This is a genomic window from Pseudoalteromonas sp. L1 (genome assembly GCF_021728095.1).
In the GTDB taxonomy this organism is placed as follows: domain Bacteria; phylum Pseudomonadota; class Gammaproteobacteria; order Enterobacterales; family Alteromonadaceae; genus Pseudoalteromonas.
This window is the reverse complement of the sequence record NZ_JAKKCT010000002.1, coordinates 85354-100578: the sequence shown is the minus strand read 5'-3', so window position 1 is coordinate 100578 and position 15225 is coordinate 85354. Positions and strand designations below refer to the sequence as shown.

Annotated in this window: 12 protein-coding genes; 6 read left to right on the top strand and 6 right to left on the bottom strand. The window is 39.9% G+C overall.

The window, feature by feature from the left end; translation table 11 throughout:
• Nucleotides 1-29 precede the first annotated feature (29 nt).
• The gene (locus tag L3V38_RS06675) at nt 30-443 is read right to left on the bottom strand and encodes an MAPEG family protein (protein ID WP_237118840.1); all 414 of its coding nucleotides are present in this window, start codon (nt 441-443) and stop codon (nt 30-32) included.
• Nucleotides 444-610: 167 nt separating this feature from the next.
• On the opposite strand from L3V38_RS06675, the gene L3V38_RS06670 reads away from it, so the two are divergent.
• Nucleotides 611-3487, top strand: coding sequence for an insulinase family protein (locus L3V38_RS06670; protein ID WP_237118839.1), 2877 nt, complete (start codon nt 611-613; stop codon nt 3485-3487).
• Between the two features lie 51 nt (nt 3488-3538).
• Here L3V38_RS06670 and L3V38_RS06665 read toward each other — a convergent pair whose 3' ends face one another.
• Nucleotides 3539-4921: a Na+/H+ antiporter NhaC family protein gene (locus L3V38_RS06665; protein ID WP_237118838.1), complete on the bottom strand. Its 1383-nt coding sequence runs from the start codon at nt 4919-4921 to the stop codon at nt 3539-3541.
• Nucleotides 4922-5208: 287 nt separating this feature from the next.
• On the opposite strand from L3V38_RS06665, the gene L3V38_RS06660 reads away from it, so the two are divergent.
• Together L3V38_RS06660 and L3V38_RS06655 are read left to right on the top strand one after the other, a co-directional pair.
• On the top strand, nt 5209-5613 hold the full coding sequence (locus tag L3V38_RS06660; RefSeq protein ID WP_237118837.1) for an NUDIX domain-containing protein: 405 nt from the start codon (nt 5209-5211) through the stop codon (nt 5611-5613).
• A 9-nt stretch (nt 5614-5622) separates the two neighbouring features.
• Nucleotides 5623-6114 (top strand): GNAT family N-acetyltransferase, encoded by a 492-nt coding sequence (locus L3V38_RS06655; RefSeq protein WP_237118836.1) that lies wholly within the window; start codon nt 5623-5625, stop codon nt 6112-6114.
• On the opposite strand, the gene L3V38_RS06650 is transcribed toward L3V38_RS06655, so the two are convergent.
• Genes L3V38_RS06650 through L3V38_RS06640 form a run of 3 tightly spaced genes read right to left on the bottom strand, consistent with a single transcriptional unit; the run spans nt 6097 to nt 9598 of the window.
• On the bottom strand, nt 6097-6708 hold the full coding sequence (locus L3V38_RS06650; RefSeq protein ID WP_237118835.1) for a PqiC family protein: 612 nt from the start codon (nt 6706-6708) through the stop codon (nt 6097-6099). The genes L3V38_RS06655 and L3V38_RS06650 overlap by 18 nt on opposite strands.
• Entirely contained in the window at nt 6708-8363 is a 1656-nt protein-coding gene (pqiB, locus tag L3V38_RS06645) for an intermembrane transport protein PqiB (protein WP_237118834.1), read from the bottom strand. Before pqiB ends, L3V38_RS06650 begins: the two co-directional genes overlap by 1 nt.
• Entirely contained in the window at nt 8360-9598 is a 1239-nt protein-coding gene (locus L3V38_RS06640; protein WP_130152073.1) for a PqiA/YebS family transporter subunit, read from the bottom strand. The genes pqiB and L3V38_RS06640 overlap by 4 nt, the downstream gene beginning before the upstream one ends.
• A 193-nt stretch (nt 9599-9791) precedes the next feature.
• Here L3V38_RS06640 and L3V38_RS06635 point away from each other — a divergent pair, with 193 nt between their 5' ends.
• On the top strand, nt 9792-10514 hold the full coding sequence (locus tag L3V38_RS06635) for a transporter substrate-binding domain-containing protein (RefSeq protein ID WP_237118833.1): 723 nt from the start codon (nt 9792-9794) through the stop codon (nt 10512-10514).
• Here L3V38_RS06635 and L3V38_RS06630 read toward each other — a convergent pair.
• A complete protein-coding gene (locus L3V38_RS06630; protein ID WP_237118832.1) occupies nt 10503-11303 on the bottom strand; it encodes a thioesterase family protein in 801 nt (266 codons plus the stop codon). The two genes, L3V38_RS06635 and L3V38_RS06630, sit on opposite strands and share 12 nt — an antisense overlap.
• 239 nt (nt 11304-11542) lie before the next feature.
• Between L3V38_RS06630 and dnaK the strand changes: the two genes are divergently transcribed.
• Both dnaK and dnaJ read left to right on the top strand, forming a co-directional pair.
• Nucleotides 11543-13462, top strand: coding sequence for a molecular chaperone DnaK (dnaK, locus tag L3V38_RS06625; protein ID WP_237118831.1), 1920 nt, complete (start codon nt 11543-11545; stop codon nt 13460-13462).
• A gap of 180 nt (nt 13463-13642) precedes the next feature.
• Entirely contained in the window at nt 13643-14779 is a 1137-nt protein-coding gene (gene dnaJ, locus L3V38_RS06620) for a molecular chaperone DnaJ (protein ID WP_237118830.1), read from the top strand.
• The last annotated feature ends 446 nt before the right edge of the window (nt 14780-15225 follow it).

Here is a 15225-nt window from a genome sequence, read left to right as displayed (position 1 = left end):
GAAAAATAATGTAAGGCGCAATTTGCGCCTTAGAAAATTCTTATTAAAATCATTAACCACATGATAAGCATGATGAAACTACTGATTACAAAGCTATAATAACGTAGCTTTAGTGTGTTTGTTGTTAAGTGAATTACACTGTGTAATAACCTTAGTCCAACATAAATCCATGCAAGAATTACAAATACAAACCCAGCTGCGTTAACCTGTAAAGCTGTTAAACAGGCAATGAAAAACAAAATCGGCATTTCAAACTGGTTTATAAAGTTTCGATCTGCGACTCTAACCTCAGAACCAGCCTTATCTAGTTCCATTGTTAAAAAGTCTTGCATTTTTATGACTTTATTTCTTGCCGCTGTGAAACGGCGCCTTCCCATAATCACCATGATAGAGAATGTAAGTAATACCTGAGTGAACATTGCCGCAATTAGCCACTTTTCCATAGCTCATCCTTTGTTATAGTTATTCAGTTGTTATTCGAGCCGTAAGTACTTATTTTTCACAATGTGTTACAAAGTTTTAGAGTCTATACCCTAATAAGCATTGAATTGCGGCCTATATGAGCACATGATAAATAAAAACACAGTCAATTTCTAATGGATACGAAATAATGAAAAAAATAATGGGCTTGAGTGCTATTGCATTTGCCGTCTTAGCAGGGTGTAGTTCAGCACCAAATCAAACAACTAACCCAAATTTAATTCCCGAATCGCTTATTGTTAGTCCTAATGACACTCGCGAATATAAAACCCTCAAGTTAGCCAATGAAATTGATGTGATTTTAATCTCGGACCCAAGTGCCGAAAAATCAGCTGCTGCATTGAGTGTTGGGGTTGGTTTGTTGCACGACCCTATGAGTCAACAGGGGATGGCTCACTATTTAGAGCATATGTTATTCCTTGGCACAGAAAGATACCCTGATACCAAGGGCTATAGTGATTTTATGACTAAAAATGGTGGTGCACATAACGCCTATACTTGGTTAGATATTACCAATTACATGTTTAAAGTTAACAACGACGCATACGACGAAGCGCTTGATCGTTTTGCTGATTTCTTTAAATCGCCCAAGCTTTATCCTGAGTACACTGATAAAGAAAAAAATGCCGTAAATGCAGAATGGTCTATGCGTCGTGAAATGGACTTTTTTGGCCAGTTTAAGCTTGCTCGACAAATGATGGGGGAGCATCCAGCAAACCGATTCTTAATTGGTAACTTGGAAACATTAGGCGATAAAGAGGGCAGTAACCTTCATAAAGAAACTGTGGCTTTTTATAACAAGTATTACTCGTCTAACATCATGAAAGTAGCGATGATTTCAAATCGTCCGCTAGCTGAAATGGAAGCAAAAGCGAAGCAGTATTTTGCAGACATTGAAAATAAGCAGATAGAAAAGCCAACTGTGACTGATAAGCTCGACTTTAGTAAAGCAGGTGGTAAACGTGTTTATTATTCTCCGAATGAAGATGTTAAACAATTAGAGTTGGAGTTTACTATCAAAGACAACAGCGCTGAGTTCGCTGTTAAACCTAATCGCTTTGTGTCTTATTTACTTAGTAATGAAATGCAAGGCAGCCCTGCACAAATCCTTAGAGATAAAGGCTGGGTTTCGCATTTATCTGCAAGCGATGCGCCGACTCAATATGGCAACTATGGCACTCTTAAAGTTAGTATTGAGTTGACCGATTCTGGCATGGAAAACCGTGAAGAAATAGTTGCGACTATCATGCAGTACATTGCATTAATCAAAGAGCAGGGTGTTGATAGTAAATACTTCAATGAAATTCGAACGTCTTTAAATAATGAATTCCAATTTTTAGAAAAAGGTGACGAGTTTGGTTATGTCAGTAACTTAACCGATAGTATGCAGAAATTCCCTGTAAATAATGCAATCAATGCGCCTTATTATTATGCAAAATTTGATGCTGACGCTGTGCAAAATGTGCTGTCGCAATTAAATGAAGATACTCTTCGCATTTGGTACATATCAAAACAAGAAGAGACTGATTCACAGTTGCATTTTTATGATGGCAAATACCGTATTGAAGATATCAGTGAAGAAGAAATTGCCAGTTGGAATAAGCAGAGTCAGTACGAATTAGCTCTACCGACTGTAAACCGCTTGCTACCTGAAAGTTTTGCAATCAAAACCGCTGAATTTAAGCAACAAGCTCATCCAGAGCTGGTGTTTGATGAACAAGGAGTGAAGGTATGGCGTCAAGCAAGTCAACAATTTGCAGGGCAGCCAAAAGGGCTTGTTGAGGTTTATATCAATACACCTGACGCACTGGTTGATGCAAAGGCGAAAGTTCTTTACTCGGTTTGGGCGGATATCTATAACTTACAGCAAAGTAAATTAAGCACAGAAGCAGCCGTTGCAGGTATGAGTTTAGGGCTACAGCCTAGTAATGGTCTGGTTTTATCATTAAGCGGCTTTACTGATAAACAAGACGTTTTATTGGCACAAGCACTTGAAAACTTACAGTTAGAAGTATCAAAAGAAGGCTTTGAACAAGCAATTGACCGCTATAAGCGCGACTTATTGAACCAACAGCAACAGTTTCCTTTCTATCAAGCGTTTGGGGAATACTCGAAATTAACACGCAGTGGTAAATTTGACACCGAGGCACTCATTGCAGCAGCCAATGCTTTAACGCTCGCTGATTTTACTGCAATTAAGCAGTCGACCTTGGCAGCTAATGACCTACGTGTATTTACCTTCGGCAATTATAATCAAGACGATGTAAACTCGATTGCCAATCAATTGATAGCTATCTTGCCTAAGACGCACAAAATCTCGAAGTTTGCTCGTAGCAAAGCTTGGTTACCTAAGCTAGGTGAGCGCATTGTGTTACAAAAAGATATTATTGTCGCTGACGTTGCAGTTATCGATATGGTTGTTCATCCGACCCCAGGATATAAGCAGCAAGCACAAGCTCAAGTATTACAAAACCACTTTAGAACAGTTGCTTTTGATAAACTACGTACTGAAGAACAACTTGCTTATGCGGTTGGTGCACTTGCTCGCCCAATTGAAGATTACTCAGCACTTGGGCTTTATATCCAAACGCCAGTTAAAGGTCCAAAAGAAATGCAAGCTCGCTTTGATGACTTTAAAAAGCAATACGCAGTTGAGCTTGATAATATGACAGAAGACACCTTTATGCAGCTTAAGAACGCTACCCTTGTGTCTTTAAAAGAGCAGCCTAAAAATCTTGGCGATGAAATGGCCCCTTTAATTTCTGATTGGTATCGCGAAAACTTTAACTTTGATTCTAAAGATAAACTGATTGCTGAGGTTGAAAAAGTGACCTTAGCTGATCTTAAAGATTACTATAAGAAAACGATGTTAAATGCTCAAGCACCGCGTTTGAACATTCAACTGCGTGGTAGTAAATTTGCGGATAAGCCATTCGCTGATCTGGAAAATCAGATTAAAGTTGATAACTTAGAAACCTATTACAAAGGAATTCAATTCCAAAAATAGGATTTATATTTCAATAAATCAAAGCCCAAGCATATGCTTGGGCTTTTGTTCTTATGCAATAAGTAAAAAACCAATAAATGCAGCTGTTGCTGCCAATATGGTATAGGGTAGTTGAGTAATAGCATGGCTCACTAAATCGCAACCAGAGCCTTGTGCAGCCAGTACCGTTGAATCAGAATAAAAGCACGCTTGGCTGCCAAAAGAAGAAGCTGACAGCAATGCGCCAATCACCAAAGGAATATTCGCATCAATTGCGTAAGCAAGAGGCATAACTATTGGGATAGTGACCGCGAAAATACCCCAGCTTGAACCCGTTGCAAAGGCAAGCACTGCCATAGCTAAAAATACCACGGCAGGCAGGTATTGTGCCGTCATGTAGGGGCTTAGTGTATTAATAACATATTGTGGTAGCATTAATTGGTCACACACATCCTTGAAAATAAATGCAGCGACTACAGTGCCAATTGCCGGAATCATACTTTTAAATCCATCGAGCATGCGTTCTACTAGCTCTGACAACGTCATTAGCTTTTGCAGCATATAAAAGGGTAATACAATGGCAAAAGTTGCGAGCAGCCCTTTAAATACATCAATCTCAAAGTAGACAGTGAATGCCACCAGCAAAATAATGGGCACTAAAAAGTTGTAAAGTTTGCCATTACTTGCGGCAGTCTCAAAGTTCTCTTCGGCCGCTTTTACTGCATATTCATCAGCTGTCTGGATATCGGTGTATTGACTGTTTGATATCTCGATTTGATGATTCATGGCACGTAGCTGCGCTTTTTTCATCGGGCCAAAGGCTGGGATGATGTTGACGCTCACAAGTAATACAACGAGTACAGCAAACCACGCGTAAAGCATGTATGGAATTGCTTGAATATACACAGCAATGCCTTGGCCTTCAGGTGCTACATTGTTATCAACTAATAAACCACCAAAAAAAACTGCCCACGTTGATAGCGGGACTAGTACACAGATAGGCGCGGCAGTTGAGTCGACCACATAGGCAAGCATTTCACGGCTGATTTTAAACTTATCGGTAATACGTTTCATTGTTTCACCAACCGTTAACGCATTAAGGTAATCGTCTATAAAAATAATCACGCCTAACACAAATGTCATAACGAGTGATGAACGTTGTCCTTTAGCAAATTTTAATGCTAATTCGGCAAATGCACTTGCGCCGCCTGTGCGCACTAATAAAGCGATGAGAGCACCGAAACCACCGCACACTAATATAAGCCAAGCAATGGTTTCGTCTTGCATTACTTTTAATGAGATTTCAGCAAAATTAGCCAATACAGCGGTAGGGCCTAGCATGGCTAAACCAAACAAAGCACCAATAAGTAAAGATAATATAGGGCGGCGTAAAAATACGGCCAAAACCACCACTAATACAGGAGGTAGTAAACTTAACGCAGAAGGTTCTTGCATTATATTTTTCACACAGTTAAGCAATGCGAGATTGCTTACAGAAATCAAAAGTCTTTCGACTCAAGTAACTGCTTTACGCGAACACACTTTTATGGACCCATAAGGGAAAGTGCCTGCGTTGGCTGGCGCCAGACAGTATAGAGGGTATACTGCTTTTGTTTTGCCCAAAACATCGCACGAAAAATAATCCTGAATTTTAATTTAGTCAATAAGAATTTTTATCTTATCCAAATTAATTTAATTGCAGTATTTATGTTAGGCTATCAATTAGTTTAACGGGGGTTTTTATGGCTTTTTCAGATACATACAGATTAAGTAGTCATGCGGTAATCACTAATTCACAAGGTCAGGTGTTATTGCTGAAAGCTAATTACGGACAAAAAAGCTGGGGGCTACCTGGTGGCGCTTTAGATAAGGGCGAAACCATTCATCAAGCACTCATACGTGAATGCGATGAAGAACTAGATTGTGATGTACAGATTGCCTACTTAAGTGGTGTTTATTACCACACAGCGTTTAATTCGCATGCATTTATATTTAGAGCTTTTTTGCCTGAACATGCAAAAATAACCCTAAGCGACGAGCATACTGACTATGGGTATTTTAACCTTGATGAGCTTTCTGATGTTCAAAAGGAACGTGTCCTTGATTGTCTCAATTTTACCTCAGATGTTGTTAGTAAAGTATTTTAGGAGCGTGTTATGAGCGATATTTTTTTACGTGCCGGGTACCCAAGTGATGATAGTTTTATTCTAAAACTGTTAAATCAGACATCGTTTTTAAAGCATATTGGCGATAAAGGTATCAAAACGCATGCTCAAGCTCAGCATTACATACAACAAACTTTTATCAATAGCCACCAGCAAAATGGCTTGGGCTGTTATATCGTTTGCCTCGCTGACGAAACACCCGTTGGAATGATTGGGCTTTTTCAAAGAGATGCATTGGCAATTCCTGATTTAGGTTTTGCCCTTTTAGCTGAGTATGAGGGGCGGGGAATTACAACAAAAGCGGCATCTTTATTGTTTGCAAAAGAGTACGTGAGAAATATTGACTTGTTAGCTGCTATGACATCATTACAAAATGTAGCATCGCAAAAAGTGCTAATGAAATTAGGGTTTGAAGATATTGGTGACCTTATTATCAACGATGATCACCAACCTCTGAAAGTTCTTTTAAAGAGTAAGTTTTGATAACTCTGCACCGACTTCTTGATTAATTTCAAGCCATGTTGATTCTAACGTTATAACAAGACCTTCATAACCATCTTCGTCAAGAGGCGTAATTTCGTTAAAGTAGTTTATCGCTTTTAGCTGTCTACCCGACTCAGGTGTTGTGTAATATAAGCGCCATAATCCAGCTATATTCGCATTACCATTTTGATCACCATTAAAGTGGTGTAGCTCGTACTCTAATTCATAATAAGTTTGCTGGTCTATATCTGTAATGACAGGTAAGCCTTTAATTACCATCCAGTTTTCTAGCTTTGTATAGAGAGTTTGATGCGCACTTGCCGTAAGCATTAAATCCGGTGACTCATTCCAAAGGTGATAATTAGCTGCATTTATGCGGTTATTATCGAGCACCATCGCAATACCCCGGTTATTTAATGAACCTCGTAGTTGTACCGTATTAACTCTTAGTTGAGCTTGGGTTTCGTCACTTAAACGTTTCATCGCAGTTATAGGCTGCGAGAATTGGTAATACTGCATTGTTGAAAATGACGTTTGACTACATGCAGATAGTACGAATAGCGAGCTTACAAAAGCAATTAGTTTATAGTTCATTATTGTTTCCTTGGTGTCGGATCAGCAGGAAGGTCTTTATCGAAAATCAACATATTTGGTTGCTGATTTAGGCCACGCGTTAGGGGCTGTAGCTCTTCACTTAAGCGTTTAAACTCAGAAAGAGTAGTCTGCAATTGTTGGTGAAACGCTGACCCTTGTTGATAGCTTGCCATGGTTTTTTCGAACTGTTTCATGGTTTTATCAAACTGCTGCATACTTTTGGTCATTTCTGCAAAGTTTCTATTAATATCACCCGGTAAGTCTTGCGTATCTTGCTTATTGAGCAAATCACGCATGTCATGCGCAAGCGCTTGATATTCTGAGAATGTGGTTTGCATTTGCGCTAAGCTGTCTTCTATTTTTAAATTATTTACTTTATTTAAAACATCTGAAACTTGATCGGCAATAACAGTAATACCGCTGGATATACTTGGGAATACAGTATATTCAGCAACTTTTGATAAACTGGCCGGCTCGGCGTTATTGTAAATATCTAAGTCGACATAAACTGCACCTGTTAAAAGGTTACCTGGTTTTAAAGAGGCTCTAAGGCCACTTTTTACCCAGCCATCTAAACTTGAATGCCAAAACTCACGTGCTGCTGTACTGTCGTGATATAAGCGACCATATTCAACCTTTATAAGCGCAGGAACAGCGGTGTTATCTGTTCTAAAGTGTGCAGGTTTCCCATTGATAATAACGCTTGCAGGTGCTTCAACAACGGTTCCAATTCTCATTCCTCTGTACTCAACGGGGGCACCTGCTCTTAAGCCTCGAATCGATTGTTCAAACTCAATTAAATAGTAGTCAAAGTCATAAAAACGTTCTTCAAGGGCTGCTTTATAACTGTTACTTAATGAAAAGCTATGGCCATTAGTTGCAATTTCGCCCGGTGTTTGTTGCTCTGGTATACCTACAGATATTCCGCCTTTTAGAAGTTTGCTTAATGAACCCGTATTGACATTAATTCCATCCGCAGAGAGGTCAATTTCAATACCAGAGTTAACCCAAAAAATAGAATTCAATGTGATTAAGTTTTGATAAGGCTCATTAATAAAAATACCATACTTCATTGCCTGGTTTTTCCAATCGAAAGTCGCGGTTTCTATTTGGCCTATTTTGTAGTCTTTAAAGTATATTCCTGTGCTAACGTCTAGCACTTCAGCGTTATAACTCAATAAGGTAAAACGCCCTCCTTTAACGTCATTTGCAATCAAAGCAGGTTCATCTTGAAGCTTAAACTTATCCGCCAGCTTTTTGCTTTCACCAGGCGAAAACTCTAAATATACGCCCGATAATAGCGTGCTCATGCCACTGATACCTGTGTCATCAATTCGTGGCTTTACCACCCATATTTTTGCATCATCGGTGAGTAAGTCTTCATAATGTTTATCTATCTGGGCACGTGCAATGACGCTATTTTGTTTGTCAGATAGTCTAACATGGTCAATTTGACCTATTTTTACACTTCGAACTTTAATTTCTGTTTTGCCAGCGACAATCCCTTCAGCGTGAGGCATTCTTATAAAAATTGTGGTGCCTTGATTTGCCTGATATTGATATAGCATCCAGGCGCCTATCAGTAATGCCACTAATGGAATAATCCAAATAGCGGAAATATTTGGCGCTGTTTTTATTTTAGCTGTTTCGCTCATGCCAAGTTCTCTTGTTTAGCGGTTTTTAAATTAGCAGGGCTATCCCATAATAATCTAGGATCAAATGCATGGGCTGCAAGCATTTGGCAAATAACCATAGTTGTAAAAAAGACGGTACCTATTCCAGGTGTCACAGACATCAAATTCCCCAGTTGCACCAAGGCTACTAAAATTGCTACCACAAAGACATCAATCATTGACCATTTACCTATAAATTCAGTTAATTGATAAACTCGTGTGTAACTTTTGGTTTGCCTATTAGCAGGACGTGTAACCATAAAGCATAGAAAGCTCAGTACCAGTGCTTTTGCCAAAGGCACCACAACGCTTGCTAGAAAGATAATCATAGCAATGGGGTATGAGCCACTCGCCCATAAAATCATAACACCACCGATTAAAGTTGATGGCGTTTCGTCACCAAGGCTGGTTGTATACATGATAGGGTAGACATTAGCAGGGATATAACACGCAACCGACGTAATTAACCAAGCAGCCGCTTTTTGAATGCTATTGGGATTGCGGCTAAAGGTTTTAGTTTCACAGCGTGAACACACCTCTGTATTACATAATTGACCACATACATGGCAGGCTTTAAGGCCTTGATCAATTGCTCTTGTATTGGGTAGCGTTTGCTCTATATAAATAGGTTCTCTTAGTTGTTGCCATAAACGTTGTTTGTTTAAGCGCGTTGTTGCGGCCACGTAGCAGACAACAAAGGCAACATAAGACCAGAAACTAACGCCAAACGTGATATCTGCCATGGACATGATCTTCACCATGCTGACCATAACACCTATCAAAAATATCTCTGACATTATCCAAGGTTCAAGTGCAAAGGTAACCTTTAACAAGCGTTTTCCCCATTCATAAGGTAAAGCTTTAAGTAAACCTAAGTGTAAGGGAATGATCAAAACCAAAAGTAACATAGGCAGCCCGATGATACTTGTATCAATAAAGAGGCCTAAAAAGTCATTGTCGTAGTTAAATAAAATGCGAGCTGCGTCTGGGAGGGTAATCGTTTGGGTTATGCCGCTACTACTGAATGATAAAAATGGATAGAACATACTGCTAAGCAGCATAAAGATAGCACTTAAGCTAAGCGCGACAACACTACTGTCTTGATTGGCTTTTGAAACCGACAGTTTAGTATTGCAGTGAGGGCATACAGCCATTTGTTTTGCACTAAGGTGCGGTATCTCGATGACAAGATCACAACTAGGACATGCTGTTTGCAAACTTTGGTACTCTTAAACAAGAACTTAGTTAATTTTGCACCAATTAACCGCTAAATACAAATGCAAGCACTCAAGTTCTGGACTAATATTGAGCATAGTGTCAGTGAAAATATTTCGGCCCAAAACTTTAAGGTGGAATGTGAGTCGTACATTAATACTTTTGTTATTTATGTTTTCTTTTAAAGGCGAGTGCGTGTCTAAGCAGAGCCACGAAATGCAGCTTGTTGTGGCTGCAAGCTCTTTTTTACCACCTTATATAGTTAAGCAATCAAACAGCGGTATTCAAATTGAAATTTTAAAAGCAGCGTTACAAGCACAAGGTATTGCTGACCCTACTATACACTACATGTCTAATAAACGAGCTGAGCAGCAGTTATTGCAGGGTAAAGTCGATATCGTTCTGAACTTTCCTCCGACTGCCATAGCAGACATTTATAAAAGTGAGCCACTTGTAATGTATCAGAATGTGGCAATTAGCTTGGCAACAAACGAGTTTGCTATTAATTCAGTGTTTGATCTTGCTGGTAAGAGTGTTTTAGCATTTCAAAATGCAATAAATTTTATAGAGCAACCATTTAAGTCTGTTTCAGAAAATTTGGCCTCCTACGACGAAGTCGTTAATCAAGAAGCACAAGTTGACCATCTAATGAAGGGCTGGGTAGATGTTATAATAATAGAGCGTCGTGTATTTCTTTTTTATTTAGAAAAATATAAACAATCTAGCAAAGTACTTCCTTTTGTTGTTCACCCTATATTCAAAGAAGCGCCAAGACCTGCGTACTTTTCTAATAAAGCACTTAAAGATAGCTTTAACCTTGGTTTAGGTAAGATTATTGAATCAGGCGAATATCAAGCAATTATTCGCCTAGATGGCACTGAATATGCGCAGCTATCAACAGGAGAATTACGCGAATAGCGCAACAGTTTGACGACTAAGTGCGATTAATTTGCCGTCTTCACTCCAAATACAGCCATCTTCAAGGCCATAACCATCTTTACTGTGGTGAGTGATTGCTTCATAGCCTATCCATGCATCCGATGCAATGTTAGGTTCCTCAACAAACTCAAGGTACCACGACATGCTACTTGCTGGTGCAGGTTGCTTATACATTTGCAAAAGCGTTGGTGGCCATGAATCTGTTAGGGCAATAATATGTGCCTCACTCATTTGCTTCGGGGTATGTTTAAATTTCATCCAGCCACCTAAATGAGAGGTATCAGCACCTGAAAAGGGCATTTGACCATCTTGCAAGCACAGTGCTACATGTTGAAAAAATGCCGGCATTACTCCTTCCTTATAAGGTAGCGTAAAACGCTCATCAACAGGTTTAAGTTGCATTACTTTAGTGACATCAACACGTACAGTTGATTGGCGCTGTGCCCCAAAGCAGGCTTGAGTAATAACACAGACAGCGCCGTTTTGAACCACTTTAGCAAGCACTTGAGCGCTGTTTTTACCTTCACGTAATACTTCAACATCAATGGAAAAATCAGTATCAGCAATTAAAGGCCCCACAAAGTTGGTACTTAAAGATAGTAAACGACGAGAGCTATCAATATGTTGACGAATTGCTTGATACAACAAAGCGGCTGATAACCCGCCAAAGGCTGTACGACCCTGACACCAGTTTTCTGGGAACTGCATCACTTTCGTTTTGTCGCAGCCTAGTTCACTCGCTTTGGCGAGTAATTGTTCAAAATGCATAACTTTCCTTAACATTTAGTATTATATTGTTGGTTATAGCATAGCAAAAGTGATCAGACCAGTTCACTTACCCTGCAATGAAGCTAAGAAAACACCTCTTTTTGAAGAAAAAATGCCCATTTGGAAAATATTTCAAAAAAAAGTAAATTTTTTTCATTTTAATAGTTGAATTCAGTTTGTTGCACCCCTATTTACTAGTCATCGAACGTTTTAACGAATTTTGAAGTTGGAGAAGATTCATGGGTAGAATTATTGGAATCGATTTAGGTACTACTAACTCTTGTGTAGCAGTACTAGACGGTGATAAAGCACGCGTTATCGAAAACGCGGAAGGCGATCGTACAACACCATCGATCATTGCATACACGCAAGACGGTGAAACATTAGTTGGTCAACCTGCAAAACGCCAAGCAGTAACTAACCCAACTAACACATTATTTGCAATCAAGCGTCTAATTGGTCGTCGTTTTGAAGACGAAGAAGTACAACGCGATATCGGTATCATGCCTTTTAAAATTGTAAAAGCTGATAACGGTGATGCATGGGTTGAAGCACGTGGCGAGAAACGTGCTGCACCACAAATTTCAGCAGAAGTGCTGAAAAAAATGAAGAAAACAGCAGAAGACTTCTTAGGTGAAGCGGTTACTGAAGCAGTAATCACTGTACCTGCATACTTTAACGATTCACAACGTCAAGCAACTAAAGATGCTGGCCGTATCGCGGGTCTTGAAGTTAAACGTATCATCAATGAGCCAACAGCCGCTGCTCTTGCATACGGCATGGACAAAAATAAAGGTGAAAACGTTGTTGCGGTATACGACTTAGGTGGTGGTACTTTCGATATCTCTATCATCGAAATTGACGAAGTTGAAGGCGAGCACACATTTGAAGTGCTAGCAACTAACGGTGACACTCACCTAGGTGGTGAAGACTTCGATAACCGTGTTATCAACTACTTAGTTGAAGAGTTCAAGAAAGACCAAGGTATTGACCTTAAAAATGACCCGCTTGCAATGCAACGTGTTAAAGAAGCTGCTGAAAAAGCGAAGATTGAACTTTCTTCTGCACAGCAAACAGAAGTTAACTTACCGTACGTGACTGCTGACGCAACTGGTCCTAAGCACATGAACGTTAAAGTTACTCGTGCAAAACTTGAGTCACTTGTTGAAGACTTAGTCACTAAGTCAATCGAGCCGCTTAAGCGTGCACTCGCTGATGCTGATTTATCAGTAAGCGACGTAAATGACATCATCCTTGTTGGTGGTCAAACACGTATGCCTTTAGTACAAAAAACAGTTGCTGAGTTCTTTGGTAAAGAGCCACGTAAAGATGTTAACCCTGATGAAGCTGTTGCTGTAGGTGCTGCGATTCAAGGTGGTGTACTAGCTGGTGACGTTAAAGACGTACTACTACTTGACGTATCTCCGTTATCACTAGGTATCGAGACTATGGGTCAAGTAATGACAGCATTAATTGAGAAAAACACGACGATTCCTACTAAGAAATCACAAGTTTTCTCAACAGCTGAAGACAATCAATCAGCGGTAACGATTCACGTACTACAAGGTGAGCGTAAGCGTGCAAGCGACAATAAATCTCTAGGTCAATTTAACCTAGAAGGTATCCGCCCAGCACAACGTGGTACACCTCAAATCGAAGTAACATTCGACGTAGATGCGGACGGTATCTTACATGTATCTGCTAAAGACAAAGATACAGGTAAAGAGCAGAAGATCACAATCCAAGCTTCTTCAGGTCTAAGCGATGAAGAAGTAGAAAAAATGGTACGTGATGCTGAAGCGCACGCTGAAGAAGATAAAAAATTCGAAGAGCTAGTAGCGACTCGTAACCAAGCTGATGCAATGGTTCACGGTACACGCAAGCAAATCGAAGAAGCAGGTGACGCATTACCAGCAGAAGATAAAGAAGCAATCGAAGCTGCGCTTACAGAGCTAGAAACGGCGATTAAAGGTGATAATAAAGAAGAGATTGAAGCTAAAACTCAAGCTCTTGCTGAAAAATCACAAAAGCTAATGGAAATTGCACAAGCTAAAGCGCAACAGCAAGGTGGTGCAGATGCTGGTGAGCAACAATCATCTGCTAAGCAAGATGATGACGTTGTTGATGCAGAATTCGAAGAAGTGAAAGACGACAAGTAATTGCTCGTAACGCTTCTGCCTAATTTAAAACTAGCTGCTTTGTTGTGCTATTTAAGTTAGGATGAATCATTGAGGCGCGCCAGCGAATTCGCTTGACGCGCCTTTTGCATGTATATAGATGGTAAACAAACGTTTAGCATCATGCAGTAAAACTGCATTAAAAAGAGTAGTGTGATACATATGTCAAAAAGCGATTATTATGAAGTTCTCGGCGTAAGCAAAGATGCAAGCGAACGAGACATCAAAAAAGCGTATAAGCGCTTAGCGATGAAATATCATCCGGACCGTACTGCGGGCGATAAAGAACTTGAGTCGAAGTTCAAAGAAGTAAAAGAAGCTTACGAAGTACTGACTGATCCGCAAAAACGCCAAATGTATGATCAATACGGTCACGCCGCCTTTGATCAAAACGGCGGTGGCGGGCATGGTGGCTTTGGTGGCGGTCACGGTGACTTTGGTGATATTTTTGGTGATGTGTTTGGTGATATTTTTGGTGGCGGTGGCCGTCGTCAATCTCGCCAACAACGTGGCGCTGACCTACGTTACAACATGGACTTGACCCTTGAAGAGGCAGTTCGTGGTAAAGATGTAGAGATTAAAGTTCCTACTTGGGTTAGCTGTAAACCATGTGATGGCAGTGGTGCAAAAGCAGGTTCTAAACCAAAAACCTGTACTACCTGTCATGGTGCTGGTCAAGTCCAAATGCGCCAGGGCTTCTTTGCTGTGCAGCAAACTTGTCCGACGTGTCAGGGCACAGGTCAGATTATTTCTGATCCATGTGATAGCTGTCATGGTCAAGGTCGCGTTGAGAAAACGAAAACTTTATCTGTTAAGATCCCAGCGGGTGTAGATACGGGCGACCGTATTCGTTTATCTGGTGAAGGTGAAGCAGGTATGCATGGAGCCCCAGCAGGTGATTTGTATGTTCAGGTCTCTGTTAGTGAACACCCGATTTTCCAACGTGATGGTAATAACCTGTATTGCGAAGTTCCTATCGGTTTCACTACGGCTGCTTTAGGTGGCGAAATCGAGGTACCAACACTGGATGGTCGAGCAAAACTTAAGATCCCATCAGAAAGCCAAACGGGCAAAATGTTCCGTATGCGCGGTAAAGGTGTGAAATCGGTTCGCAGCGGTGCACAAGGTGACTTGATCTGTAAAGTGGTCATTGAAACACCGGTTAATCTAAACGACCGTCAACGTGAATTGCTTGAAGAGCTTGAGCAAAGCATGGGTAAAGATGGATCGAAAAACCGACCTAAAGAGAAAGGTTTCTTTGATGGTGTGAAGAAGTTTTTCGATGATTTAACTAAATAAATTTGGTTAGTTAATAAAAAGGCGCTTACTGATAAGCGCCTTTTTTATTACTAAAAAATTACTCTAGTCGTTTAAAATATCTAATTTAGAACCACGTAGTAATCGCTATTAGCTAAGCACCTGCAAAGTGTGACGTCGTCATTATATTGAGTTTTTTGTATTCTGCCTTTTTCAATTCCGAGTAACTGACATTTATTCTGACAATCCACAAAAGCATTCCACCGTATATATTCATTGCACACAAAGTTAATAGCGAAGAAACAAGTTAAAAGAATGAATATTTGCTTTAACCAATACAGAGTATGTGATTTCAACATGACAATTGTCCAAAAAAGATTGGTTCTATTAGTCTAGTTGATTATAAAATTCATACCCTAGTACGATTCGTTCTTTATTAAGAATTTTATGTTATGTTGAACAAAATGATTATAGAGTAACTTGGATTA